This window comes from Enterococcus sp. OL5 (genome assembly GCF_006491895.1).
Lineage (GTDB): Bacteria > Bacillota > Bacilli > Lactobacillales > Enterococcaceae > Enterococcus_D > Enterococcus_D innesii.
This window is the reverse complement of record NZ_VHIL01000002.1, coordinates 14,178-40,728: the sequence shown is the minus strand read 5'-3', so window position 1 is coordinate 40,728 and position 26,551 is coordinate 14,178. Positions and strand designations below refer to the sequence as shown.

Genomic DNA, 26,551 nt, shown 5'->3' with positions numbered 1-26,551 from the left:
TAGGGCTTTTTTTATTTGTACCAACGAATGTTTTGCGTAATCAAGAGAACCAAAAATAGGTAGCCGATTATTCTTTGATCTTGAAAAGGTGGATCTGTTCGCTAAATGTAGCGACTTGTGCAGGATCGATCGTACCGTTTGTTTTCGAAAGCGCATTAGACATGCCACAAGCCATCGAATAGGTCAATGCTTGTTCCATTGAATACTGTTTATTCATTGCAACAGCCATACCACCAACGGTTGAATCGCCACAGCCAGTCGTATTAACGATGGCGATTTTAGGGATCTCGATCTTAAAAAAAGTCGACTGGTGTTTAACGATTGCCCCATCGCCGCCTTGAGAAACCATGACGGTGTCGATCCCTTCGAAAAGAGTGCTCTCTAAGACAGAGAAAATGTCTTGCGATGAATGCAATTTTTGACCCATTAGTTCTTCTAATTCCTGTTGATTTGGTTTAATAAAATTCGGACGAGCATTCGTTTGAGTCAAACAATTTTTTAGTTGTTCCCCAGCTATATCCATGAGGATCGGGACTTGTTCACCTAATGATTGACGGATGAATTGAAGCAACTGATCGTGAAAGTGTCCATTATCAGAATTTACTGATCCAGAAATACAGACGACCGTGATGGGGTGTTGTTTAATTATTGCTGCAAGGTGTTGGTAAAAAAGTTGTTCGTTTTCCTCCGACAGATAAAGTCCTTTTTCTACTAGCTCAGTATGAGTGTTACCGTCATGCATGATCGTGATCGCATTGCGAGAATTGCCGTCGATGGTGAGGAAATCCAATACATAACGTTCTTCAGCTAGTAAAGAATCAAGGATCGTTTTGCCTACAGGTCCACCTAAAATACCTGTCAATAAAACGGCTTCCCCAGATTGTGCGATGACTCTGCCAGCATTGATGCCTTTTCCTCCAATTGATGTATGTGGGTTATCTACCCGATTTACTTGATCCAATTTTAGCGAAGGAACAAGATAGTTGTAGTCCATGGAAGGGTTCATTGTGATGGTTAAAATCATTTTTGTTCCTCCTTGAGGATCTCTGTAAAGGAACGATAATAGTCAAAAGTAGTCTCAGAAAGTTTATCATCAGTGATCAAATAGTCGATATCTGAAAGCGAGTAGAAGGTATAAACGTCAGAGCGATTAAACTTGGAACTATCTGCAACGATGCATTTTTTGCGGGAATGTTTGAATGCGACTCGTTGAATCGAACCTTCAACAAGATTTGCAGTGGTGATATTATTTTCAAAGATCCCATTTGTAGCAGCAAAAGCGATATCGATATTTAAATTTTCAAAACTCTTCTCTGCTGTTTCCCCATAAAATTCTTCCGTCGTGCGGGAAAATTCTCCACCGGTCAATAAGACACGATAGTCTGTGTTGTAAATCAAATAATTAAAAGCAAGTAAACTATTTGTGATCACGAATAAGTTTGCTTTTTTTAGTTCAGGTAAAGCGTGGAGCATCGTAGTTCCCGCACCGATATAGATAGTATCGTTGTCTGATATGATACTGTTCATTACTTTTCCGATGAATTTCTTTTCGGCAACGTTCGTATCGATTTTTTCTTGAGTAGAAAGCTCGTGTTCGATTTTTTCGAGTTTTTGGGCGCCACCATAGATTTTTACCAATAAAGATTGATTCGCTAACTCTGTAATATCTCTACGAATGGTCATATCGGAAACGTCTAATGTTTTGGCTATTTCTGCAATGGATAAGTAATCGTGCTGATTCACTAGCGCTAGAATTTTTTCTTGCCGTTCTTTCTTTAACATAGTTTCACCTCTGGTTGATTAACGATTTTTTTAAGTTTCTTTTTTATCGGTGTTCTTTATACATTAATTAATAGCATTTACTTTTGGAAAAAGCAAGGAAAAATGTTCATATTTGTTAAAGTTTGATAGTTTCGTGTATTGGTGAAAGGAATTAGTTTGAAAAAAATACCAAAAGAAAGCGTTGACAAGAAAAATCAACTATTGTATATTTACATTGTAAAACAAATTGTAACAAACTTTAACAATATTTATCATTTGAGTTGAACAAGGAGGAAGAATAGGTGGGCTATACGAGCATGTTTGATGAAAGGCTAATTTTTCTCGATGTGGAAGGAGAGGAGTTGAAAGAACTATTTGAAGAAATAGCCAAACGATTACAGCAACAAGGTTTTGTGAATGAACAGTATCTAGAAGGATTACTAGCAAGAGAACAAGCCTTTCCAACTGGACTAATTACACAGTATTTGAATATTGGCTTGCCTCATTCAGAACCAGCGTATGTCGAAAAGCCTTTTATTGCGATCGTGCGTCTGAAAAACGAGGTGAAGATGAAGCAAATGGGGGACAGTCAAGAAATGCAGGTCAAGGATCTCTTTTTTCTAGGGATCAAAGAACCAAAAGAGCAAGTCGGCTTACTGCAATCGTTAATGGCATTATTTATGGATGAAGGATTTGTAAAGGCATTCATTGAAACACAAGAAGTGCAGGGAATTTATCAGCTAGTTACTCAGTATACAAAATAAAATTTTTGGAGGAATTTAAGATGAAAAGAAGATTGATCGTAGCATGTGGAAGTGGCGTTGCAACAAGTCAAACGATCGCAAGTAAAATTGCTGGAATGCTTGAAGATGACGGAATCGATTTCCCCGTTGAAGCTGTTGATTACAAGTCGATCCAAAATGAATTGCCGTCGACAGGAATTTATGTGTATGTTGCTCAGCCAGATGATGAAGTATTGGAAAAAGCCGCTGAGCTAGGTGTACACGTTTTTGCTGGGATTCCGTTTCTTACCGGTATGGGTATGGATACGATTTATGAAGAAATCAAAGAATTGATTGGCTAGTACAAAACATCCTATCAAAAGAAAGAAGTGAAAAAAATGCAAGTATTTCAAGACATTATCAATTATATCTTAGGTTTAGGTTCCGCTATTTTTGTGCCGCTAATCATTTTAATCCTAGGCTTGGTTGCAGGGATGAAATTCAAAAAAGCCTTTATGTCTGCAATCACGTTAGGTATTGCTTTTACTGGGATGTCGATGGTCATTGGTTTTATGTCAAATGCAGTTAGTCCAGCTTCCGAAGCATTGGCAAAAAATACTGGCTTGAACTTGCCTGCGCTAGATTTAGGGTGGACAGGAGCGGCAAGTATCACCTGGTCATGGTCCTATGCATTTGTTTTCTTTGCTGTCGTTCTTGGTGTGAATTTTGTCATGTTGATTTTGAACTGGACCAAGACGTTGAATGTCGATATGTGGAATGTATGGGGCAAAGCGCTGACTGCCTATCTGGTCTACTTTATCAGTGGAAGTTTACTTGCTGGGTTTATCACCGCCATCGTACAGGTTATCTTGGAACTTAAAATGGGGGATATGTTCCAACGCCACATTGAGGATTTGACTGGTATTCCTTTAGTAACAGTGACCCACTTGATGAATATTTCAGCAGTGCTTTTATTACCGATCAATGTGATTATGGATAAAATTCCTTTCTTTAATCGACGGGCAGATACCAAAGCCTTAAAAAAGAAAATCGGTATCTTCTCTGAAAATTCGGTGATGGGCTTTCTCATTGGTTTGGGCTTGGGATTAGCTGCAGCTTATGGCGTGTCAGGCTCACTGAACTTAGCTATTCAAATCGCGACTGCAATGGCTTTGTTCCCAATGATCTCAAAAATGTTTATGCAGTCCCTTTCACCACTTGCTGATGCAATGTCGGAAATGATGAAAAAACGCTTTAAAGATCGGGAAGTTTACATTGGGTTAGATTGGCCTGTATTAGCTGGTCGCTCTGAGATTTGGGTCACTGCTATCTTGTTGGTACCTGTCTTTATTGGCTATGCCATCATCTTGCCAGGAAATGCTGTGTTGCCTTTAGCAGGAATCATTAACTATTCGATCGCAGTAGGTGGATTATTGCTTACTGGCGGAAACTTGGTTCGTATGCTGATCATGGGGGTTATTTCGATGCCAATCTATCTATATGCAGCTACGTATTTGACGCCGATCTTAACGGGCTTAGCAGATCGAACCGGCGCAGTAGAAGGAATACAAAAAGGGCAGCAAATCACTTGGTCTTCGATCGAAGGACCAGAATTTCGAATTTTATTTGCAGAAGCGTTTAAAGGAAATATCTTGGGTATCGTCGGTTCCGTTGTGTTTATCGCAATGTTTGTCTGGTTGTATAAATATATGAGCAAGGTAAAAGTACCAAGTCAAAGATATGAAGAACAAGGGACCCAATCGACGCAAGTGCGTGCGACGAATGGCTAATATTTTCAAAAAGGAAAGGGCGACAGGAATGGGAAAGAGCGAAAAAATAAAATGGCAATTGCTTCTTTTTCTAGCAATTGGCTGCTATCTCTTAGCTTTGGTGACACAACAGTACCTATTTAATGTCGTAGCGATTGGTCTAGCAGTCTGTGTGTATAAATATGGCAGTCCAGTACTTTTTAAAGAATACGATGAACGGAAAAAGAAAAAAGAGGAAGAAGCAGCCAAAGTAAGAGAAGCTGTTCAAACAATCTTACGCAACAAAACGTTTGAAAAATAAAAAAGGTGGTCTTGAATATGTCAGATGGACGGATGATTTTTGAAAGAGAACGGGAAGATTTAGCACGAATCGTAAAATTGATTTTTACCAGGAAGAATACAAATGTTGCAGGCGGTAATTTTTCTTTTAAAACAACCGATGAAACTGGAAAAGAATACATTATTATGACACCAACTATGATGTCAGAAGCCTATTTAGGAGAAGTCTCACCAGCCCAGATTTTAGTTGTTGAGCCTCATACGAGAAAGGTGATTGATGGGGTAGGTCAGCTGACACGAGAAATCAACTTACACGAAGCGGTTTATGATACGAATCCAGCGATAAAAGCAGTCTTACATGCCCATTCTCCTCACTCGATGTTTTGGGCAACCGCCGGATTGGATATGCCTAACTTAACGGAAGCGACCCAAAAAATTGGCTATATTCCTGTACTAGACTTTGAACCTAATTGCTCACCAGAATTAGCAGAATTAGTTTCTGATTATATGAAAAAAGAACAACTCGCCTTACCGAATATGTTACTCCTCAACAGTCATGGGGTACTGATCAGTGCGCCAGGAGCATCTGGCATCGAAGCAATCCATAAAGCTTTGCAAATACTAGATACCACGGAATGGAATGCGGAAATTGCCTATAAGCAAACGATTTTTCAATCTTTAGGCTTGTTAGATGGTTTTTACTCCAAAGGGAGACAAGTAGGAACCCTTGAAGACTTGAAAAAACATACACCGATTTATAATAAAGAAGAAATTTTTGCTGGTGGTGATTAGCCAGCAAGTAATCATCTTTTTTGATTGATAAAAATCCAAGAACATTCGTTTACGAGTTCTTGGATTTTATTTTTTTATTCAAAATATGCTATAATTTAGTCAGAAAATGAATGTTTTTGATGTATTGGCATTTTTAAAAGAAAGGGGGAGGTGCATGAATCGTACAAGATCCAACCTCATGAAATGAGGGACGTTAGTGTCGTAGGGGTGGTAATGCTTCATCAGAATCAGGTCATTTCAAGCCAAATCAACCAACTTGCCTTAGCCGTACTATTTGGTTTAGCCGGGTATTTGATTGTTGTAAAAAGTTCTACTTTTTGTCCTCTCAGATTGCGGGGCATTCCGATCAGTATAACCAAGCAGAAGTCAAGTGGGACAAAATTGCGGGGGGTGTCGCCTTCTTTATTGCGCTGATCAATTTGATTTTGGTCTTTGTGTGAGTGCGACGGAAAAAAGCCACCAAAAGAAATCTTTGGCGGAAAATGGTTTACTTTGGTCATGATCGATCATCAAATTCGGCTTGATGTGCTTGAAAAAAATGGTAATACTGCTGGACACTAGCTAACTGCGTCCACTTCCGCACATCGACGGGCGTTTGATCCAAATCATAGATTTTGGCTTCCTTTAAAGATAAAACGAAAGGACTATGGGTAGCAATAATGAATTGGCACTGTTCATAGCGGACGAAATCTTCCAGTAACTGCACTAGTTCCAACTGACGATCAGCAGAAAGGGAATTTTCTGGTTCATCTAATAAGTAAAGACTGTTGGGACGAATTTTTTCTTGAAAGAAGCGAAAGGCACTTTCACCATTGGAATATTCTCGGACGTTGTCGATCAAGTGCTTGCGGGTGAATTTGGACTGTGTGTTGGATCGTGCGAGATTGATTTTCTTCAATTCATGGTAATCGTCAAAACCTGTGAAACGAAAGTCCGCATACTTTGCTTGGTAGTATTCTTGAAACACTTCTTCTCGGCGATGATCGATCCCTTGATTTAAGTTTCGAATATCCAGCATGAAGTCAAAGACGTCATCGCTGGTCAAAAGCACTTTTTCTTGCGGTTCGTCGTTGCTACGAGCAGTACAGTAGGATAAATAGTCCTCGAAAAAATTCGACCGATTATACGCAGCAAAGCGCTGCGCGTGGATCTTTTCGGCAATCACGTTCAATGCAGTGGTTTTGCCAGAACCATTACCGCCATATAAAATCGTGATTGGTTCAAAATCGATCTGCTGAAAACGGCGGGCACTGAGAATCTGAAAAGGGTAGTAAGAATCATAGACAGTCCGTTGGATAGAAAGGAAAAAATCAAACTCGGTTTCTTGATCGGGAAAAGTGATTTGTTCGAGATACATGGGGCACCTCCTGGCAGTTTCGTGGTTGCCATTATTGTAGCATATCCATCACAGATAAAAATTTTTTTGCGAGGTTAAAATAAATCTTGTTTGCTATTTTTTTAATCTTTTCCTGTTATATTCACAACAGGAAACTTCTGTGCTAGACTATAAGGGCATAGAAATGATGTAATCTTAAGCAACTGATAAAACGTACAAAAAAACGAAGGTTTAATGAATTCTTTAAGCGATGTTTAAATGCTGAAACTTATTCCTTGCAAGTTTAAGTAAAAGTGACTAATATGAGGAAGGAATCGTGAAAGGAGCAATGGAATGTATCAAGTAGTAGTCATGTATGGGGACAATGAACCGTGGTGGTTTTTTGAGGGATGGCAGTCAGATATTCAAGAGGCGTTCACATTTGCAACTTTCAGCGAGGCGCAGTCATTTTATGAACAAAAATGGCAAGAAATCAGAGAAGAGTATTCGTACATAAATGCAAAATCAAACTTTATGACGGCTTTTTGGAATGAAGAAGACGAACGCTGGTGCGAAGAATGCGACGATTACCTCCAACAATATATTGGACTGGCATTGCTTAAAGAATATCAGCAAGTCGTCGATGAAAGCAGGAAAGATTTTTATGAAACAACTAATTCTAGCGGAAAAGCCAAGCGTTGCCAAAGACCTCAGCAAAGTTTTGGGCTGTGAGCAAAAACATAAAAATTATTACGAAGGACCCAAGGCGATCGTTACTTGGGCCCTTGGTCATTTATTGGGCTTGAAAATGCCTGAAGATCTAAATAAAGACTGGGCATCATGGCAGATGGAAACATTACCGATGATCCCTAAGTCCATTGGGATCAAGCCGTTGCCAAAAACCGGTCATCAACTAAAAGCCATCAAACAATTGGCTCAAAGAAAAGATGTCGGGGAAGTTGTGATCGCTACTGATGCGGGAAGAGAAGGGGAGCTAGTCGCTCGCTGGATTTTGGAGTGGGTTCGTTTTGACAAACCAGTCAAACGTTTGTGGATTTCTTCGCAAACCCCCAAAGCCATCAAAGAAGGTTTTGCAAAATTGCAGTCAGCCAAGCACTACGACAATCTTTACTACTCCGCCCTTGCGCGGGCAAAAGCCGACTGGCTGGTAGGATTGAATGTCACGCGGGCATTGACGGTCAAATATCAAGACAATCTTAGTGCGGGTCGGGTCCAAACCCCTACCTTAGCTTTGGTGCGCAGTCAGGAAATGCAGATCGAAAGTTTCCGTCCGCAAACCTATCATGTGATTACCCTAAACGTAGGCGATGCCAAGGCTCGCCTGCAGCAAAAAAATCCTTATCAATTAAAAGAACGCAGCGATGCCGAAGCATTGGTCAAACAGATGAGTCAACAAAATGGTCGCGTGACAGCGATCGAAGAAAAGGTCAAAACAGAAAGTGCACCACTGCCCTACGATTTGACCGAGATCCAACGAGAAGCCAATCAGCGTTATGGGTTTTCAGCCAAGAAGACCTTGTCGCTTGTTCAAAGCTTGTATGAAACCCACAAGATCGTCACTTATCCAAGGACGGATTCCAAGTATTTGACCAATGATATGAAGGCAACCATGAAGGAACGCCTGCAGGCAGTTGCGGATTTTGCCCCAGAAGTCAAAGGATACTTGAAAAATGGTGGACAAGTGGTGCAGCAAGCTGTCTTCAATGATAAAAAAGTTACCGATCACCATGCCTTGTTGCCAACGGAACAGCGGGCACGGTATGAAAAATTAACTACCGATGAACAACGGATCTATCAAATGATCGTTAGTCGTTTCTTGATGCTCTTTGCGAAACCCCATAAAAAGCAGCAGCAGAAAGTGACCGTGACCTTTGGTTCTGAGACCTTTGTGTTCAACCGCAATACCGTGTTAGAAGCGGGATGGAAAACGACTTCCGAAGAAGAAACCAGTGATGTGGCTTGGCAAAAAGGCAGTACCGTCAAGCCTGATTTTACCATCCAGAAAGAGTTGACTACACCACCGAAACCGTTGAATGAAGGAACTCTTTTAGGCAAAATGGAAAAACACAGTCTTGGTACGCCGGCAACCCGTGCGGAGATCATTGAAAAGCTGATCAAATCTGAGCTGATGGAGCGGACCCCAAGCGGCTTGCAAGTATCACCAAAAGGCAAGCAGCTGTTAGTCTTAGTCAATCCATCCTTGGTGACACCAGAATTGACGGAAAAATGGGAGAAGGAACTGGAAGCCATCGCGAAAGGCACCTATTCTGCCCAAACCTTCCTCGCACAAATCGAAGCAGACACAAAACAACTGGTCAAAGAAATCAAGCAAAGTGAAAGCAAGTATCAAGATTTCTCATTGACCCAAAAACGTTGTCCAGAATGTGGCGAACCATTGCGGGAGAAAAATACCCGTGATGGCAAGATCTATGTTTGCTCCAGTGGCACCTGCAAGTACCGTCGTCGGAAAGACCCGAAAGTTTCGAACCGACGTTGCCCGCAATGTCACCGAAAGATGGAGATCATTGAGGGCAAAAATGGCGCCTATTTCCGCTGTAAATTCGATGGGATCACCGAAAAAATGGCGCATAAAAAAGAGCGCAGCAAAAAGCTGTCGAAACACGAAGAACGCCGCTTGATGAACAAAATCAATCAAGAAGAACCGCAAGAAAGCCCATTAGCAGCTGCTTTAAAAGCTGCTATGGAGAAGAAATAACTGAATGAGGTAGAAAATAAAAAAGAGTGAGGACGATTTTGCTGTTCCTCGCTCTTTTTTGCATCCATCCATTCACTCATCTAGGCATTTTTTTGACGGTATTCTTTCGGTGAGATTTTTTCTTTCTTTTTGAACAAAAAGGAAAAATAATTTGGGTCATTGTAGCCAACATCAAAGGCGATCTCAGATAGCCGCAGATTGGACGTTAACAGCAGTTCCTTAGCTAAGGTCAACCGTTGCTCGGTCAAGTATTCGATAAACGTAGAATCAGTGGCTTGCGAGAAGATGGTGCTAAAATGTGCTGGACTCAAATGAACTTTTTCAGCAACTACATTTAAGGAAATATTGGGATCAGAAAAGTGCTCACTGATAAAGGCTTTGGCTTGATTGATGACGCTTTGATATTTCGCCATTGCAGTATTGATGGGTTGTTTGGTCAATAATGGCAACAGTTCTGCCAGAGTCGTTTGATAGTTCTCTGGCTCATGGGTCAATGCCGCTAGATAATCTAAGTCATGGGCGTGCTGAACGATCTGGGGCAGCGAATGACTGCCTTTTTTCTTCAACAATGCTAGCAGTTCGACTAAGACGAACAAACGGTACATTTGCGTTCGCTCAACGGTTCCTTGAGGCGCCATCAATTCAGCGATCAGCTCAGGGATCGTCTGTTTCCCAGCACTTGCCAGCCGTGAAGCAAGGTCGGTTTTGAAGGGATTGGTGGGGGACAGTTCCCCTTCGCGAATGTCGTCTTCATAGCTGATGATTTTTTCCTTGCGGATGCTGCCATAGGTTTTTAGCATGTCGCGAGCTTTCTGATAAGAAAGAGGGATGCCTGAGAAGCGATCTGCTACCGGTCCGATCGCCACTGCTACTTCTTCCCCAGAACCATGAACGAGGCTTTGAGCGATCTGATAGGCTTTTTCTAAAACTTGTTCTCGGTCGTGGTCAAAAAGTAAAAACTTGATGAAGCGACTGGACACACTGGAGAACAAGACGGCATCATCTTGCTCATAGGCTTTGGTCAGCTGCTGGCTAAAGCGAGTGTAGTCAGAAAAGCTTTGATTGAAGGGGGTTTTTGCTAACAGCACACAAAACTGTTTGCCTGAAAAGCGCCGGCCCAGTTCTTCTGCTTGCAAAAAGGCTTCTGAGATCGTGATCTTTTGTTTAAAGAGGTGATTCAGAAAGTGATTTTTTTTGATTTCCATTTCGAATAAATCGTCTTCTTTGGATAATTGCTGATGAGTGGTTTGTTGTTCATCTAAGTGTTGAACGACGGTTTTGATGGCTTGTTCTAATTCTTCGTTTTTGATGGGCTTGAGCAAGTAATCATCTGCTTGCAACTGCAGTGCCGTTTTTGCATAGTCAAAATCATCAAAGCCGCTAACAAAAATAATGCGAACTTGCGGCAATAATTTTTTGGCTTCTTTCGCAAAGACCAAACCATCCATAAACGGCATTTTGATATCGCTGATAATAATATCCGGACGCAGATCAAGGATCGAAGCCAGCGCCAATTCGCCATCGGCGGCTTCATCGCTATAAACGATCGGGTATTGTTTGGCAAGAGTCATGATTTGGTGACGCAAACTATCGCGAATCAGATGTTCATCTTCAACTATGAACACTTTGTACATGGTTGGGTTCCTCCCTTTTTGGTACTGTGACAGTAATCGTGGTGCCTTCTTGGTATTGACTGTGGATCGTCAGTTGCGCTTCGCTGCCGTAGTTCAGCTGGAGGCGGCGATAGACGTTGTAAAGGCCATAACCGTTCTCAGAGTCGGGGTCGGTGGTTTCCTTAAGGTTACGACGAATCTCCTGCAAACGGTCAGGGTCGATCCCAACGCCGTTGTCACTGATGGTCATTTGAATCTGGTGGGGCAGTTCTGACACTGTGATTCGAATCATACCGACACGGCGGACAAACTTGGTGCCATGATAAACGGCGTTTTCAACAAGGGGCTGCAAGACCATTTTCAGGACCTGTAGTTCTGGACTGACGGTTTGATCTTCAATGGTGTAAGACAGCATCCTGCCATAGCGGATCTGTAAAATCTTCAAGTAATCGTCCACATGCCGCAATTCTTTTTCCAGCGGAATCCAGTCTTGCCCTTTGCTTAGTGAGATGCGGAAAAAATCCGACAGCGCATAGGTCATTTCCGTTGCTTGCTCGTAACGGGCAGCTTCGATCAAAGAAACGATCGCATCTAAACTATTATAGATGAAATGTGGGGTAATCTGGGCTTGTAAGACCCGCACCTCACTTTGGGCTAAGTGATACTGCTTCAAGGCATTTTCTTCCAAGAGCCGAGTCAAGTCATCTGCCATTCGATTCAAGCTACTCGTCAGAGTCCGCAGCTCTGGGGTCTCGGGCAGTTCTGCTCGGTAGCTCAAATGTCCTTGGGATAGTTCATTGGAAAGGTCTAACAACCGATCCAGCGGGTATTGCAAATTATCTCGAACAAAGCGCCGGTTTTTATTGATGATCGCAAAGATGATCAAAAGCAACACGACTTGAAAAAGGATCAGCAGCAACACGGATTGGACTAGTTCGTGATTGGTTTGGCTGGCTAAGCTGATCTCTACCCCGACGAATTGCTGCAAAATATCGGATAGCAAATCGATCACCGAATCCACTTGGATCATGACGTATTGGTTTTTTTCCACCGGCTCATCCTGGAGAATATTGTCGATCAACTGTTGCTGATAGGTTTCTAAAGAATCAAGCGTCCGAAAGGCGACCGCTAAAATATTGAGCTCTTTGGCAGTGCTGGTATTTTCTTGGATGTGTTGCAGATCGCTCCTTAGTTCATCGATCACATTGGTTTCTTGTACTTGTGCGACGGTTTTTTGACCAAAGACTAAATCCCACATTTCTTCCAAGACAATGGCATCGACTTTTTCCGATAGTTGATTGGCTTCTTCAATATTGTTGATGGTGTTTTGGTAAATGAAAATCTGCCGCGAGTAAAAGACACTGCTTACTACGAGTGGAATAAAGGCGACGAGGATCATCAGTTTATTCGTCTGTTGAAAGATGCCCTTGATACTTTTTGTTTTCATCTTCATTCCCTCAATAATTTCTCGGCGGAATCTGATCGAAATCCATGTCACTGGAAAAAACCGTTTCATGGACATAGATTTCACGAGGAATGGCATCGGCGCCGCGAGCCAAGTAGCGCGAGATGGCATTTTTGACGAACACACCAGCATCTGGGTTGCATTCAACGACACAATTGACCACTCCTTGCTTCAATTTATCGATCATTTCTTTTTGGGCATCGATCGATACGATCACCAAATCCTTCCCTGGCTCAATATCGGTTTTTTCGAGGGCTTCAAGAGCACCGAGAGTCATCTCGTCATTGTGACTGAACAAGACATCGATCTGCTCCATTTTGCCTTCTGCGATGTATTGTTCAATGACTTCTTTGCCTTTGCGGCGAATGAAGTCACCATTAGCTCATCTTTGACTTGGATCGTTACATTGTTGTGGGCATAATCACGCTTGATGGTTTCTCGGAACCCTTCTGAGCGCAAATACGTCGGAGACGTAGCATCCAGTCCCGTCAATTCTAAAACATTGATCGTTTCATTTTGATGTTCTTTATAATAATTGCTGACGTAGAGACCCGCACGATTGCCCTCGGCTTTGAAGCTTGGCCCGATATGGGTCAAAAATAAAGAGGGGTCACTGACATTGACATGACGATCTACCACGAAAACGGGAATCCCCGCTTGCGCCGCTTCTTCCAAAATCGGTTCCCAATTGTTTTCCTGAATCGGGGTAAAGACGATGGCATCGACTTGATACACGATAAAACTGCGGATATCTTGAATCTGACGTTCTTGATTCATATAGCCGTTACGATAGAGCACTTCATAGCCTTCCTTCTCTAATTCAGTGCGGATCGATTCGGTGTGACGCTTACGCCAGCTGCTTTCTGTTCCCGACTGGGAAAAACCGATCACAATACTTTCTTCCGATGTTTCAGTGGTTGTTTCTTTGTTTGCTTGGCAACCAGCCAAGCAAGCTAGAAACAAACAGACGAACAACCCAATTTTTATATTCCTCATTTTTTTCACCTCTATAGTCTATTCTACTAAAAAATACGGAAGCGCTTTACACAAAATATCAAATCAAATAAAAACCAAGGGAATCTTAAAAAATCCAAGATTCCAAAGAGAAAAGGGGGCAACTGGGCCGTTTTTTTTAAGAAATCCAAGAAACCTCGAAAAAATCTAAATGTAAGCGATTCCTTAACTAGCTATACTGAATATGTAAGAAAAAGACATGGAGGGATCACAATGAAAGGTTCTTTTGGTAAATTGGTCGTCCTAGCATCCACCTTATTGGTTGGTGGATTGTTAGCAGCTTGTGGGAATGGATCAGATAGCGGGGCAAACGGTGACGGAGACAAAGGATTTGTTGGGATTGCGATGCCGACCAAATCGGCAGAACGATGGATCGCAGATGGCGACAATATGGTAGAGGAATTAGAGAAGCTTGGCTATAAAACTGACCTGCAATATGGAGAAGACAAAGTAGAAAACCAAGTGGCACAAATTGAGAACATGATCACCAAAGGCGTTGATACTTTAGTGATCGCCTCGATCGATGGGTCGGCACTGACGGACGTGTTGGAAAAAGCCCATAACGAAGACATCACAGTCATCGCCTATGACCGTTTACTGATGAACTCGGAATACGTCGATTATTATGCCACCTTTGATAATTTTGGAGTCGGCGTGCTGCAAGCGTCTTATATTGAAGACAAATTAGGTCTCAAAGACGGTGAAGGACCATTTAATATTGAATTATTCGGCGGCTCTCCAGATGATAACAATGCACTGATCAATTATAATGGGGTCCTTTCGGTCTTCCAACAATACTTTGACAGCGGACAGCTAGTCGTTCCTTCTGGTCAAACCAACTTCAACCAAATCGCTACCTTGCGTTGGGATGGTTCGACTGCACAAGCTCGGATGGACAACTTGTTGAGTGCCAACTATACGGATCAAACATTGGATGCTGTTCTTTCACCTTATGATCCAATCAGCCTAGGAATCATTTCATCGCTTAAAGGCGTTGGCTATGGTTCCTCCGATAAACCACTGCCTGTGATCACCGGTCAAGATGCGACGGTGGCAGGAGTGAAATCAATCATCGCGGGTGAACAAACCCAAACGATTTTCAAAGATACACGGGTGTTAGCGAAAAACACGATCGAAATGATCGAAGCCATCACCAATGGCGAGGAAGTGCCGGTCAACGATACGGAAACCTATGACAATGGCGTCAAAGTCGTACCAACCTATTTGTCAAATCCCGTTTCTGTGGATAGCGACAACTACAAAGAAGAATTGATCGATACCGATTACTATACAGAAGAAGAGCTAGGCATTTAAGCAAGAAGTACAGATCCAGCGAGAAAAGATGCTAGTTTCCCCGAAAGCAGCAGGGAAGAACGAATCATCCCCCGTATTCGTTCTTTCCGCTTTTCTTACAAACGGATCGCTTCACTTTTACATAAAAAGGAAAAGGGTGAAAGAACATGGCAGATAATATTTTGATGATGAAAGGCATCGTCAAAGAGTTTTCAGGGGTTCGCGCCCTTGATAACGTCAACCTCTCGATCGAGCGAGGAGAGATCCACGCACTGTGTGGAGAAAATGGCGCCGGCAAGTCCACGCTGATGAATGTCTTAAGCGGACTCTATCCTTACGGCAGCTATGACGGAGAGATCTATTTTGAAGGGGAGTTATGCAAGTTCAAAGATTTGCGGGACAGTGAGGACAAAGGAATCGTTATTATTCATCAAGAGTTAGCCTTAAGTCCTTACCTGTCGATCAAAGAAAATATCTTTCTAGGAAATGAACAAGCCAAACACGGCATCATTGATTGGGATCTGACCGAAAAGAAAACAGACAACCTCTTAAAGATCGTCGGCTTGAAATTAGACCCGAATACGCTGGTTTCACAAATCGGTGTCGGGCATCAACAGCTGGTGGAAATTGCCAAAGCATTTTCAAAATCCGTCCGATTGTTGATTTTAGATGAACCAACCGCGGCGTTGAATGAAGAAGAAAGTGCCAATCTGTTAGAGCTGATCAAAGAGTTTCGCAACCAAGGGATCACTTCCATCATCATCTCCCACAAGCTGAATGAAATCGTCAATGTGGCGGATCGGATCACGATTTTACGAGACGGGCAAACGATCGAGACGCTGAGCGGGGCCGAAATCTCTGAAGAGCGCATCATTCGCGGCATGGTTGGGCGAGACTTGACCAATCGCTACCCAGAGCGGAACCCCACTATTGGTGAACCGTTTTTTGAAGTCAAAAATTGGACGGTCCATCATCCAATCGACCATACCCGTGTGGTGAATGAAAATTTGAACTTGATGATCCGCAAAGGAGAGATCATCGGTATCGCCGGTTTGATGGGTGCGGGACGGACTGAGTTTGCCATGAGCGTCTTCGGTCATTCCTACGGCAGTTCGATTTCTGGGGAAGTCTATAAAGACGGCCAACCGATTTCTGTCAAAGACGTGCCAACCGCCATCAAAAATGGGTTAGCCTATGTGTCGGAAGACAGAAAAGCGCTGGGCTTGAATCTGCTGATGGATATTCGCGAGAATACCACCATTGCTAGTCTTGCCAAAATCAGCAGCCAAGGGGTCATCGATAAAGAAAAAGAAGTCACGATGGCAGAAGAATTCCGCAAAAAAATGCGGACCAAAACCAATTCAATCTATCAAAACGTCGGCAGCTTGAGTGGCGGGAATCAGCAAAAAGTTGTTTTGGCAAAATGGCTGATGACCACACCAGACATCTTATTTTTAGATGAACCGACCCGTGGGATCGATGTCGGGGCGAAATACGAAATCTATACGATCATCGAAGAGATGGCAGCAGCTGGCAAAGCCATTTGCATCATCTCCTCGGAGCTGCCAGAACTATTAGGCATGTGTGACCGAATCTATACGATGAACGAAGGACGCTTCACTGGCGAGGTCCTGCGGGAAGAGGCGGATCAAGAACGATTGATGAATCTAATGACATTAGAAGAGAGTGGGGTTTGAGATGGAAACAACCAATAAATTAAAAAAAGAACGCAGCGATTCGCTGAAAGAAAAGGCACTGGAAATCTTTAGTAAATACAGTATGATCATTATCTTAGCAGTATTATTGGTGGCCTTTCAGCTCATGACCGATGGGATTTTTTGGCGGCCGCTGAATATCACCAACCTCGTGTTGCAAAACAGTCATATTCTCGTTTTGGCAGCTGGTATGCTTTTGGTCGTCTTGTTAGGACACGTCGATCTATCCGTAGGGTCCGTGATGGCGTTTGTCGGTGCGATTGCAGGCGTTTTAATGGTCAATAACGGCATCAGTCCTTGGCTGGCAGTGCCTCTTTGCTTACTGATGGGGGCAGTGATCGGTGCCTGGCAAGGCTTCTGGGTCGCGTATGTCGGTATCCCAGCATTTATTGTGACCTTGTCTGGTTTACTGATGTTTCGAGGACTGACCCAAGTCGTCTTAGGCGGTCAATCCTTGGCGCCGTTTCCCAAGGCATTCCAACAAATTTCTACTGGGTATTTGCCAGATATTGCAGGCGGTCAGATCCATTTACTTTCCATGATTTTAGGTGTAGTGATCACGGGCGTCCTGATTTTAGGCCAATGGCGGACCCGTGAGCGTCGCAAAAAAAATCTTTTTGAAGTGGAATCAATGGCAGCCTTTGCCTTTAAAGCCGTCTTTACTGCGGTCGTATTTCTCGGTGCTACCTATATCTTTGCCTCTTATCAAGGGTATCCGATCATTTTGATCGTCTTAGGAGTGATCGTGGCTGCCTATGGCTTTTTGACTAACAAAACCGTCGCTGGTCGTCAAATCTATGCAACCGGCGGCAACAAAAAAGCAGCCGAACTTTCGGGAATCAAGACGAAGAAAATCACCTTCTGGGTCTTCGTGAACATGGGGATGATGGCAGCTTTGGCGGGCTTGGTTTTAGCCGCTCGGTTGAACGCAGCCACCCCGCAAGCAGGAACGTCAATGGAATTAGATGCAATGGCCGCAGTGTATTTCGGCGGTGCTTCCACCTCAGGCGGTATTGGTACCGTGATGGGTGCGATCGTTGGTGGTCTCGTGATGGGTGTCTTAAACAATGGGATGTCGATCTTAGGAGTCGGTGTCGATTGGCAGCAAGCCATCAAAGGGTTGATTTTGCTGCTGGCTGTCGTGTTGGATATCTACAATAAGAAAAAGAAAATTTCGTAGGAGGGCCTGTTTATGGAGGACCAAGCACAAAAGACGATTTTATTGATTTGTACCGCCGGCATCACTACGGGACTCTTAGTAAAAAATATGCAGCGGGCCGCAGATGAAAAAGGGCTAGCTGTGCATATCTATTCGGCACCAGCCATCATTGCTGAACAGATCCTGCAGCAACAAACAGTCGATGCCTTGCTGATCGGTCCGCAGTCGAAGTACGAAGTCAATCGATTAAAAGACTTTCTCATGGTCAAAGCGGTACCATATAAATTAATCAAAGAAACAGATTATGAGCTGTTAGATGGCGAAGCTGTCCTTGAAGACAGCCTGACCCTCTTACAAAACGATCGCTAGGCTCAAAAAAGAGCTATGTGTTTCAGCGTTTGAATATGTTGTTTAGAGTAGTGCCTTGCGAATCCCCCAAGCAAGCACTACTCTTTTTATCGTAAAGTAGTTTGATCACCTGATAGGGAAGAACCGTCGATTGAATGCTGCTTCGGTCAGTTCCTGTGCTTCGTTTGCCAGTGAGTGGACAGGTGGCAAAAGTACAGTAAAGGCGGCGGATCTTTTCCAATAAGGAAATAGTCAAGAATCGATCTTGTATCTGTTTCCTTAAGCAGCAAACAACTCATAGAATGGAGGAACAGATTATCAAACCAGCAGACCTTACCCAGATTCGCCCCAGTAAACGACAACTACAGTGGCAGCAGTTGGAATTTTATGGCTTTATCCACTTTGGTCTCAATACGATGACCAATCGTGAATGGGGGCTCGGCAATGAGTCGCCAACGGTATTTGACCCGCAAAATTTAGACTGTCATCAATGGGTTTCCACAATGAAGCAAAGCGGTATGCAGGGAATCATTTTGACCTGCAAACACCATGACGGCTTTTGCTTATGGCCAAGCCAGCACACTGCTTTCACAGTCGCTTCAACGCCCTGGCGCAATGGTCAAGGTGATTTAGTGAAAGAACTTTCTGATGCTTGCCGTCAAGCAGACCTGAAATTCGGCATTTATTTATCGCCTTGGGATCAGCATGAAGCTTGTTATGGAATGGGGCAAGCCTATGATGATTTTTATACAGCGCAGTTGACAGAACTTTTAACCAATTATGGTGATATATTCGAAATATGGTTAGATGGCGCCAATGGTGAAGGGCCCAATGGAAAACGCCAAAACTATGATTGGGAACGGTATTATCAAGTGATTCGAGAGCTGCAACCCAATGCGGTGATTGCGGTTTGCGGACCGGATGTCCGCTGGGTAGGAAACGAAGCGGGGCAAACCAGACTTCAAGAATGGAGTGTGGTGCCAGCAGCATTAAAGGATGCTGAAAAAACAGCGAGTCATTCGCAAAAAGCCGATAGCGCAGCGTTTCGGCAATCGATCTCCAGTATGGAAATGGATTTAGGAAGCCGACAAGCGCTGAAAAAGTACGGCATTAAAGAAGCTGCTGAATTGGCTTGGTACCCTGCTGAGGTCAACTTATCAATTCGCCCCGGCTGGTTTTATCATCCATCAGAAGACCAACACGTAAAAAGCGGCGCTGAGCTCTGGTCTTTTTACAAGCAGATCGTTGGGGGCAATAGTTCTTTTCTACTTAATGTGCCGCCGATGCCGGATGGTATGATCCATCCAACGGATCAAAAGGCATTGCAGCAATTAGGTCACTCGATTAAACAATTGAAAGAGGTGACGACTGAAAGGAACGGCACGTTTGCGAGCTCTTCAACCAGTGTGTCCAGCAGAATGGATAAGCTCCAACTATCTCAAGCGTTTGGCCAGTATTGGAAACCGGACTTGGAAGACAAACGGCCATGGCTGACCCTACATTTTGCAGAACCGGTCGTCATCAATTCACTTGTATTGAAGGAAGCGATTCAATATGGGCAACGGGTAGAAAAAGCAAAAATTTTTCTGCAAACTGTAGCAGGACCACAGTTACTGACCGAAATAGTGACGATCGGCTATCAAAAAATCATCAGCTTTGAAGCGGTCGGCGTGTCTGCTGTCAAAATAGTTTTTACTCAAGTTCGGCAAACACCGATCATTCAAACCATGGCCGCGCGCTATGTGCCTCAGGAAGAATAAAGTAACCCAAAAACAGACAGTCGGCTGACTGTCTGTTTTTGAGGGATACAAATAAGGAATAAAAGTGGATATTAGTTAAATGCGACTGCCTAGGGGGCAAATCCGAGAACAGTGCATGGTAACTACAAATTAAGGAAGTGTGATGACATTTTCTGAATCTTTGTCGAAGAAATGCGCTTTGTTGATGTTGAAAGCTAAATCAACTGTTTCACCTGGACGGTGGAAGTCGCGGGCATCAACTTTCGAGATAAATTCAGTCGCACCTACACGTGTATAAAGCATTGTTTCTGCACCTAATAGTTCAGATACGACCACTTCAGCACGTACAGTTGCTTCAGGAGAAGCTTCCAATGCGATTTGTTCACTGTGGATATCTTCTGGACGAATACCAAAGACTAATTGTTTGCCTTCGTAGCCTTTTTCAACAAGAATCTTATTCTTGCCTTCAGGAATACGTAAATTCAAACTTTGACCATCAGAGATCATACCGTTATTCAACGTAACATTGAAGAAGTTCATTGCTGGTGAACCGATAAAGCCGGCAACGAAAATGTTTTTCGGTGTGTTGTAGACTTCTTTTGGTGAACCGATTTGTTGAATGAAACCATCTTTCATGATAACGATCCGGTCAGCCATGGTCATCGCTTCTGTTTGGTCATGGGTTACATAGATCGTCGTTGTTTCTAAACGTTGGTGTAATTTTGCGATTTCCGCACGCATGGCAACCCGCAATTTCGCATCTAAGTTTGACAACGGCTCATCCATCAAGAAGACTTTGGCATCACGAACGATGGCACGGCCTAAGGCAACCCGTTGACGCTGACCACCTGAAAGGGCAGCAGGTTTACGATCTAAGTATTCTGTCAAACCTAAGATCTCAGCGGCATTTTCTACGCGTTTTTTGATTTCTTCTTTGTCGTATTTACGCAATTTCAAACCAAATGCCATGTTGTTGAAAACAGTCATATGGGGATACAATGCGTAGTTCTGGAAAACCATCGCGATGTCGCGGTCTTTTGGTGCTACATCGTTCATTACTTTTCCACCGATGCTCAATTCGCCTTCAGAAATATCTTCTAAACCAGCGATCATTCGAAGGGTTGTTGATTTTCCGCAACCAGAAGGTCCAACGAAAACGATAAATTCGCGATCCGCGATATCTAAATTAAAATCAGTTACCGAATACGCATCATTATTGTCATATTTTTTGTGGATATTTTTTAAGGCCATTTCTACCATTGGGATTACCTCTTTCCATTTAGTTTACATGAATAGCATAAATGAAAACGCTTCGAATGCGCAACGGAAACCTGCACAAGAAAAAAACGTTTTCTTGTGCAGGTTGTTTAATTGCTCTGATGGGTGAACTGATCGATTAGTAAATAGCAAAGCAGCAGATCATCCATATTTTTTAAATTTAAACGTGTCAGTGTTTGAAACTTATCGATCTTATATAGGAGAGAATTCCGATGCATAAACAGTTCTTTGGCAGTGGAACTCGCATTGCCTTGATTGCGCCACAGTGATTGAATGATCGTTTCGGTCTCTTCTTCAAACCAATCTAGATACAAGGTACGAAACAAGGAAATATACTCGGAAAAGCCATTGCGAAAAAGAGCGAAGACCACTTTGGGCAGATCCATACTTTTACTGGTAGTTTTCGTTTTTAACTCATTTTTAAACAGGGTAGATTCACTCGTCCATAAGGTAGTGAAGTCGTGGCGTGGGTGATGGAAGGGGCCAACGAACAGCTGGGAATAGCAGTCGAAATCCATATCCAAAGCCACGAATAAGCCGTCGAGATCTTCGATGGGTAAATTAGTGTCGTCTTGTTTTTCTACGATCACCGCATGGTCTTCGGTGAGGAAAAAAAGATCCACCACGCTAGGGAGCATTTGCTGGATCTCTGCGAGCCATTCGGATTGCAAGGAGTCAATGGTTCGGGTGAAATGAACTTGCAGCATTCGGACCCACGTTTGGTCTTGAACGGGCTGATGTTCAAATAAAATCGGATACCATGGATGGTTTCGGTTATCGATTTCTGGTTGCAAAGAGCCGTTTCCCAGTTGGATCAGCAGTTTTTCACTGTCACTTAATTGGTCAGTTGGCAGCCAAATATATTTTTTGCCGAAAGCGATGGATTCGATGTCCTTCGTTGTGGATACTTTGTCATGCAGCGTTGCCTGGGGGAAACGCGCTTTGATGTCATTAAAAGAAAAAATGAGAAAGACCTCCTTTGAGATACTCTACGTATTCTTCATTTAGTATAGCATGTTCTAAAAAAACCGTTCAAAATTTTCCCAGAAAAAAGCACAGCCCTTCACCGAAATCTCTGCCTTTGCATGGCAGGAGGACTGCTTTTTTCCCGAAGCGATGGCTTCTATAATCCTAACAGTTGTTTTTTCTTTAAGGCAAATTCTTCTTCAGTCAAAATTCCTTCATCGACCAACATTTTCAGTTCGCGAAGATCAGCAATGACCTGTTCCGTCGGGGTTACAGTTGGTCGCGGGGGCAGTATCGCATGCTTACGGGGGAAGTTAGTGAGATAGCGCTGTATGATCCGAGCAATCAGCAGGTCTTTTTCGGCAAAGCAAAGGGAGTGGTTTGGTTCCGTCCTTCTGCGAGAATGGGTTTCTCTGATTGCCCCGCCGCCAATATACAGTTCCAAGAAGCCATTGCCTTTCCAAAGACCAGATTCGGCAACTTCTTTCAGACTGACACTGGTGATCTGGGGAATCTGCAAAACCTGCTTTTCTTTCTTTTTGTAGTCGATGATCGTGAGGGTATCTTCTGCGATGATCCAAGCATCACGATAATGATAAGACAGTAATTTGATTTTACCAGCCTCTTCATCCACGTAACTTTTGGCTGATTGTCCGCCAAGTGCTGCCAAATGATCCGTTAAAAATTCATAGGCTTTTTGGGCATCGATTCGATTGGTGAAATAAAGCAGATGAGAATTACCTGGTACCTGCAGTCGGAGGTAGTCCACTAAGAGACCTTTGCCTATATGTAATTCCACATCGGCAATTTTTGCCATGGGAATCTTTTCATCCGGGATTTTTGGATGGGTATGGTTTATCAAAACACCTTTACTGGTAATAAACCAGCGACAACTAGCCTCGTGTTTGCGATTCTCTCGATATTTTTTTGAATAAAGAATGATTGGCGCCTCACGATTTTCATTCATATTTCTCGTCAAAGTGTTTGCCTCCTTCATAGAAATAACTAACTATTTATTCAATTATACAACAAATATAATCTTATTTATTTTTATTATGAGTAAAATTTAGGTGAATGATCGTTTGGAATTTTTTCTCTATTACTTTTTCAGAAAAATTAGTATAGCAGCAATTGACAAGGAAGCGGTTTCTTGGTATCTTAGATGTACGGACAACTTTTGAAAGATGGGATGAAAATGGCGAATAAGTACGAACAACTAGCGGATATCTTAAGAGAAAAGATCCGCTTAGGCACCTATCAAGAAGGCGATGCGATCCCTTCAGAAGCAACCTTACAGGAAGAATTTCATTATAGCCGCCACACGGTGCGCCAAGCGATCGCTGTTTTGGTCAATGAAGGTTATTTAAGAAAAGAACGGGGCTCAGGTACCTACGTTTCAAAACCTGAGACTGTCAATCATAAAAACCGCAAAACGATTGGGATCATCATGACCTATTTGTCTGATTATATTTTCCCATCGATCATGCGTGGCGTGGAGCAGACATTGCGGGAGCAAGGCTACTCACTGCTTTTAGGCTCAACCAACAATGACCATGAGCAAGAAAGAGCGTGCTTGCAGCAAATGATGGATCAAGGGGTAGACGGGTTGATCGTTGAACCAACGAAGAGCAGCCAGTACAACCCGAATCTTGCCTATTATGTCGCCCTCCAAGAAGCTGGGATTCCTCTCGTCATGATCAATGCCTATTACGAAGAACTAGACTTGCCGCATATTTGTGTCAACGATACACGTTCTGGTTTTTTAGCAACCAATTATCTATTAGAACAACAGCATCAGCAGTTGATGATGATCACGAAAATCGATGACTTACAAGGGAAATATCGGATGAAAGGGTTTGTCAAAGCGTTGACCCAAGCCAAGCGGACGTTTGCAGCAGAAGACGTCTTGACGTATACGACGGAGACGAAAGAAGCCGTTATTGAACAAGCGATCCAGCGCTTGACGGCTGCCGATAATCAAGTCACAGGCATCGTTTGTTACAACGATGAGATCGCGCATCGTTTGATTCAAGCATTGACGGCTGCTGGGAAGAACGTTCCTACTGATTTTTCGATCGTAGGAAACGATGACTCGCCCCTTAGCACCTTGTCCACACCGACGATCACCACACTGACTCACCCGAAAGAAGCGATGGGGGAATTGGCAGCACAATGGATCACTACAGGGAAGGCAACAGAAGCACAACACTTTTATTTTGAACCAGAGCTGATCGTTCGCGGTTCAGTCAATAACCAAAAAGGAGAGTAAGAAGATGACGCAACAAGTAAGGCAAGCAATTATTGACGGGCGCACGTCTCTTGGGATCGAGCTAGGCTCGACACGGATCAAAGCCGTCTTGATCGATGAACAGTTTCAGACGATCGCTTCCGGCAGCTTTGAATGGGAAAATCAATTGGAGCAAGGGATTTGGACCTACTCGCTAGAAGCGATTTGGCAAGGACTGCAAGCCAGCTACCAAGAGTTGGCGCACAATATCCAGCAGCAATTCGAGGTACCTTTGACGACGATCGGCAGTATCGGTTTTTCTGCAATGATGCACGGCTATATGGCCTTTGATCAGCAAGGCACGCTGTTGGTCCCTTTTCGGACATGGCGAAATGCGATCACGGAAGAAGCAGAAAAAGCTTTGACGGCATTGTTCCAATACAACATCCCGCAGCGTTGGAGTATCGCGCACTTGTATCAAGCGATTTTGAATCAAGAAGCTCACGTACCAGAGGTCGCTTTTTTCACTACCTTAGCCGGCTATGTGCATTGGCAGCTGACAGGGGAAAAAGTTATCGGAATCGGCGATGCATCTGGGATGTTCCCAATCGACAGTACGACAAAAAACTATGATGCGAATATGCTGCAGCAATTTGATGCACAAATCAGCAGTCAGGGGTATCCTTGGCAGATCAAAGACCTTTTGCCACAAGTGTTGACAGCAGGCGAACCAGCCGGCACATTGACGGCAGAAGGCGCAAAAAAACTCGACCCAACCGGTACCTTGCAAGCCGGCATCCCGTTATGTCCGCCAGAAGGCGATGCGGGCACTGGCATGGTTGCCACGAATAGTGTGGCACAGCGAAGCGGGAATGTTTCAGCCGGGACGTCGGCTTTTGCCATGATCGTCTTAGAAGAACCCTTAACGCAAGTGTATCCAGAGATCGATTTGGTCACGACGCCTTCTGGTGATTTGGTGGGGATGGTCCATACGAATAACTGTACCTCGGAGATCAATGCCTGGGTCAAACTTTTCCGCGAATTTGCCGACGCAGCTGGAATGAAACTTTCCACGGAAGAATTGTTTGCGACCTTATTCAACGAAGCATTGAAAGGGGATTCAGAATGTGGCGGGATGCTTTCTTATGGCTATTATTCTGGTGAAAATATCACTAAGATCCCTGAAGGACGGCCGCTTTTCGTCCGATCGCCAGAGAGTTCTTTTACTTTAGCAAATTTCATGCGCTTACATCTGTTTAGTGCCTTTGGTGCGATGAAGATCGGGATGAAGATTCTGGAAGCCGAAGACGTCGCCATTGATCGAATCGTTGGTCACGGTGGGATCTTCAAGACGCCAGAAGTTGCCCAGCGTGTCTTGGCAGCTGTCATGGAAGCGCCAGTTACGGTCCTGGAAACGGCTGGTGAAGGCGGCGCCTGGGGGATCGCCCTTTTAGCAGCATACCTTCGCCGCCACACGCCAGAACAATCCTTGGCCGCATTTTTAGCAGATCAAGTGTTTAAAAATGATCACGGCGTGACGTTAGCCCCAACGGAAGCGGACATTCAGGGATTTACCGTCTTTACCCAACGTTACCAAGCAGGGTTGCCGATCGAGCAAGCGGCAATCGATGCGTTGATTTAAAAAGAAAGAAGGGAATTTTGTGTTAGAAGGATTAAAAGAAGAAGTCTTTCAAGCCAATTTGGCATTGCCGAAGCAAGGATTGATCAAATACACCTGGGGCAATGTGTCAGCAGTGGATCGCCAACAGCAGTTGTTTGTCATCAAACCTAGCGGTGTTGACTATGAAACCATGCAAGCCAGTGATATGGTGGTTTGTGATTTTGAGGGCAACGTAGTGGAAGGAGCAAAAAATCCTTCCTCCGATATGCCGACGCATGCCGTTTTATACAAAGCATTTCCAGAAATTGGTGGGATCGTCCATACCCATTCTACTTGGGCGACGAGCTGGGCTCAGGCAGGACTCGATCTGCCAGCGATGGGCACGACCCATGCCGATACGTTTTATGGAGCAGTCCCCTGTGCCCGCTTTTTGACGCAAGCCGAGATCGATGAAGGCTATGAAGCACAAACAGGACAGGTGATCGTCGAAACCTTTAAGGAACGCGACATCACGCCAGAAGAAATTCCTGGTGTCTTGCTTCACGGTCATGGACCGTTTACCTGGGGCAAAACGGCGGATGCGGCGGTGATGAACGCAGTGGTCTTAGAAGAAGTCGCTAAGATGAATTTTATCACGCGCCAGCTCAACAGTTACGCACCCGAATTGCCGCAGCGGGTCTTAGACAAACATTATTTACGCAAACATGGAGAAAATGCCTATTACGGGCAAAAATAACG

At 43.7% G+C, this 26,551-nt stretch carries 24 protein-coding genes and 1 pseudogene; 15 read left to right on the top strand and 10 right to left on the bottom strand.

The genetic code is table 11. From position 1 onward, the window contains the following. Nucleotides 1–67: 67 nt before the first annotated feature. Both FJU10_RS02640 and FJU10_RS02635 read right to left on the bottom strand, forming a co-directional pair. Complete coding sequence (locus tag FJU10_RS02640) at nt 68–1,024, bottom strand: 1-phosphofructokinase family hexose kinase (protein WP_140965107.1); 957 nt, start codon at nt 1,022–1,024, stop codon at nt 68–70. Beyond that, nucleotides 1,021–1,782 carry a DeoR/GlpR family DNA-binding transcription regulator gene (locus tag FJU10_RS02635; protein WP_008376158.1) on the bottom strand — a complete coding sequence of 254 codons (762 nt, stop codon included), beginning with the start codon at nt 1,780–1,782 and terminating at the stop codon, nt 1,021–1,023. The genes FJU10_RS02640 and FJU10_RS02635 overlap by 4 nt, the downstream gene beginning before the upstream one ends. 281 nt (nt 1,783–2,063) lie before the next feature. Here FJU10_RS02635 and FJU10_RS02630 point away from each other — a divergent pair, with 281 nt between their 5' ends. Genes FJU10_RS02630 through FJU10_RS02610 form a run of 5 tightly spaced genes read left to right on the top strand, consistent with a single transcriptional unit; the run spans nt 2,064 to nt 5,323 of the window. Continuing rightward, nucleotides 2,064–2,525 (top strand): PTS sugar transporter subunit IIA, encoded by a 462-nt coding sequence (locus FJU10_RS02630; RefSeq protein WP_140965106.1) that lies wholly within the window; start codon nt 2,064–2,066, stop codon nt 2,523–2,525. Nucleotides 2,526–2,545: 20 nt separating this feature from the next. After that, complete coding sequence (locus FJU10_RS02625) at nt 2,546–2,845, top strand: PTS sugar transporter subunit IIB (RefSeq protein WP_005227245.1); 300 nt, start codon at nt 2,546–2,548, stop codon at nt 2,843–2,845. Between the two features lie 36 nt (nt 2,846–2,881). Then, nucleotides 2,882–4,273: a PTS galactitol transporter subunit IIC gene (locus FJU10_RS02620; protein WP_140965105.1), complete on the top strand. Its 1,392-nt coding sequence runs from the start codon at nt 2,882–2,884 to the stop codon at nt 4,271–4,273. 28 nt (nt 4,274–4,301) lie between these two features. Beyond that, entirely contained in the window at nt 4,302–4,553 is a 252-nt protein-coding gene (locus FJU10_RS02615; protein ID WP_008376154.1) for a hypothetical protein, read from the top strand. A gap of 17 nt (nt 4,554–4,570) precedes the next feature. After that, nucleotides 4,571–5,323: a class II aldolase/adducin family protein gene (locus FJU10_RS02610; RefSeq protein WP_010748701.1), complete on the top strand. Its 753-nt coding sequence runs from the start codon at nt 4,571–4,573 to the stop codon at nt 5,321–5,323. A gap of 227 nt (nt 5,324–5,550) precedes the next feature. Here FJU10_RS02610 and FJU10_RS18970 read toward each other — a convergent pair whose 3' ends face one another. After that, nucleotides 5,551–5,823: a hypothetical protein gene (locus tag FJU10_RS18970; protein ID WP_189372222.1), complete on the bottom strand. Its 273-nt coding sequence runs from the start codon at nt 5,821–5,823 to the stop codon at nt 5,551–5,553. Further along, nucleotides 5,820–6,680 carry an AAA family ATPase gene (locus tag FJU10_RS02600; RefSeq protein WP_140965104.1) on the bottom strand — a complete coding sequence of 287 codons (861 nt, stop codon included), beginning with the start codon at nt 6,678–6,680 and terminating at the stop codon, nt 5,820–5,822. The genes FJU10_RS18970 and FJU10_RS02600 overlap by 4 nt, the downstream gene beginning before the upstream one ends. A 312-nt stretch (nt 6,681–6,992) precedes the next feature. Between FJU10_RS02600 and FJU10_RS02595 the strand changes: the two genes are divergently transcribed. Together FJU10_RS02595 and FJU10_RS02590 are read left to right on the top strand one after the other, a co-directional pair. Continuing rightward, the gene (locus FJU10_RS02595; protein WP_005227251.1) at nt 6,993–7,370 is read left to right on the top strand and encodes a DUF1033 family protein; all 378 of its coding nucleotides are present in this window, start codon (nt 6,993–6,995) and stop codon (nt 7,368–7,370) included. Then, a complete protein-coding gene (locus FJU10_RS02590; RefSeq protein WP_140965103.1) occupies nt 7,303–9,375 on the top strand; it encodes a DNA topoisomerase III in 2,073 nt (690 codons plus the stop codon). The genes FJU10_RS02595 and FJU10_RS02590 overlap by 68 nt, the downstream gene beginning before the upstream one ends. Before the next feature lie 80 nt (nt 9,376–9,455). On the opposite strand, the gene FJU10_RS02585 is transcribed toward FJU10_RS02590, so the two are convergent. The 3 genes and pseudogenes from FJU10_RS02585 to FJU10_RS02575 all read right to left on the bottom strand — a co-directional run bounded on the left by FJU10_RS02585 (nt 9,456) and on the right by FJU10_RS02575 (nt 13,449). Beyond that, the gene (locus tag FJU10_RS02585; protein ID WP_140965102.1) at nt 9,456–11,009 is read right to left on the bottom strand and encodes a response regulator; all 1,554 of its coding nucleotides are present in this window, start codon (nt 11,007–11,009) and stop codon (nt 9,456–9,458) included. Then, complete coding sequence (locus FJU10_RS02580; protein WP_140965101.1) at nt 10,987–12,435, bottom strand: sensor histidine kinase; 1,449 nt, start codon at nt 12,433–12,435, stop codon at nt 10,987–10,989. Before FJU10_RS02580 ends, FJU10_RS02585 begins: the two co-directional genes overlap by 23 nt. 10 nt (nt 12,436–12,445) lie before the next feature. Beyond that, nucleotides 12,446–13,449, bottom strand: a pseudogene (locus FJU10_RS02575) (ABC transporter substrate-binding protein). A gap of 231 nt (nt 13,450–13,680) precedes the next feature. Between FJU10_RS02575 and chvE the strand changes: the two are divergent. From chvE to FJU10_RS02550, 5 genes are all read left to right on the top strand, one after another. Then, nucleotides 13,681–14,781, top strand: a complete 1,101-nt coding sequence (gene chvE / locus FJU10_RS02570; protein WP_140965100.1) for a multiple monosaccharide ABC transporter substrate-binding protein — start codon at nt 13,681–13,683, stop codon at nt 14,779–14,781. Between the two features lie 146 nt (nt 14,782–14,927). Continuing rightward, nucleotides 14,928–16,457 (top strand): multiple monosaccharide ABC transporter ATP-binding protein, encoded by a 1,530-nt coding sequence (gene mmsA / locus FJU10_RS02565; RefSeq protein ID WP_140965099.1) that lies wholly within the window; start codon nt 14,928–14,930, stop codon nt 16,455–16,457. A 1-nt stretch (nt 16,458) separates the two neighbouring features. Further along, nucleotides 16,459–17,655, top strand: a complete 1,197-nt coding sequence (gene mmsB, locus FJU10_RS02560) for a multiple monosaccharide ABC transporter permease (protein ID WP_140965098.1) — start codon at nt 16,459–16,461, stop codon at nt 17,653–17,655. Nucleotides 17,656–17,667: 12 nt separating this feature from the next. Further along, nucleotides 17,668–18,003, top strand: coding sequence for a PTS sugar transporter subunit IIB (locus FJU10_RS02555; protein WP_140965097.1), 336 nt, complete (start codon nt 17,668–17,670; stop codon nt 18,001–18,003). Between the two features lie 281 nt (nt 18,004–18,284). Beyond that, entirely contained in the window at nt 18,285–19,742 is a 1,458-nt protein-coding gene (locus FJU10_RS02550) for an alpha-L-fucosidase (protein ID WP_223272960.1), read from the top strand. A gap of 129 nt (nt 19,743–19,871) precedes the next feature. On the opposite strand, the gene FJU10_RS02545 is transcribed toward FJU10_RS02550, so the two are convergent. From FJU10_RS02545 to FJU10_RS02535, 3 genes are all read right to left on the bottom strand, one after another. After that, nucleotides 19,872–20,981, bottom strand: a complete 1,110-nt coding sequence (locus FJU10_RS02545) for an ABC transporter ATP-binding protein (protein WP_008376142.1) — start codon at nt 20,979–20,981, stop codon at nt 19,872–19,874. A 107-nt stretch (nt 20,982–21,088) separates the two neighbouring features. Continuing rightward, nucleotides 21,089–21,793 carry a helix-turn-helix domain-containing protein gene (locus FJU10_RS02540; RefSeq protein ID WP_223272959.1) on the bottom strand — a complete coding sequence of 235 codons (705 nt, stop codon included), beginning with the start codon at nt 21,791–21,793 and terminating at the stop codon, nt 21,089–21,091. 329 nt (nt 21,794–22,122) lie between these two features. Further along, entirely contained in the window at nt 22,123–22,962 is an 840-nt protein-coding gene (locus tag FJU10_RS02535; RefSeq protein WP_061053689.1) for an SHOCT domain-containing protein, read from the bottom strand. Between the two features lie 165 nt (nt 22,963–23,127). On the opposite strand from FJU10_RS02535, the gene FJU10_RS02530 reads away from it, so the two are divergent. The 3 genes from FJU10_RS02530 to FJU10_RS02520 are packed head-to-tail and all read left to right on the top strand — an operon-like array spanning nt 23,128 to nt 26,549. Then, entirely contained in the window at nt 23,128–24,234 is a 1,107-nt protein-coding gene (locus FJU10_RS02530) for a GntR family transcriptional regulator (protein WP_005232233.1), read from the top strand. Nucleotides 24,235–24,238: 4 nt separating this feature from the next. Further along, nucleotides 24,239–25,834 carry a xylulokinase gene (locus tag FJU10_RS02525; RefSeq protein WP_086299039.1) on the top strand — a complete coding sequence of 532 codons (1,596 nt, stop codon included), beginning with the start codon at nt 24,239–24,241 and terminating at the stop codon, nt 25,832–25,834. 19 nt (nt 25,835–25,853) lie between these two features. After that, nucleotides 25,854–26,549 (top strand): L-ribulose-5-phosphate 4-epimerase, encoded by a 696-nt coding sequence (locus FJU10_RS02520; RefSeq protein WP_140965096.1) that lies wholly within the window; start codon nt 25,854–25,856, stop codon nt 26,547–26,549. The last annotated feature ends 2 nt before the right edge of the window (nt 26,550–26,551 follow it).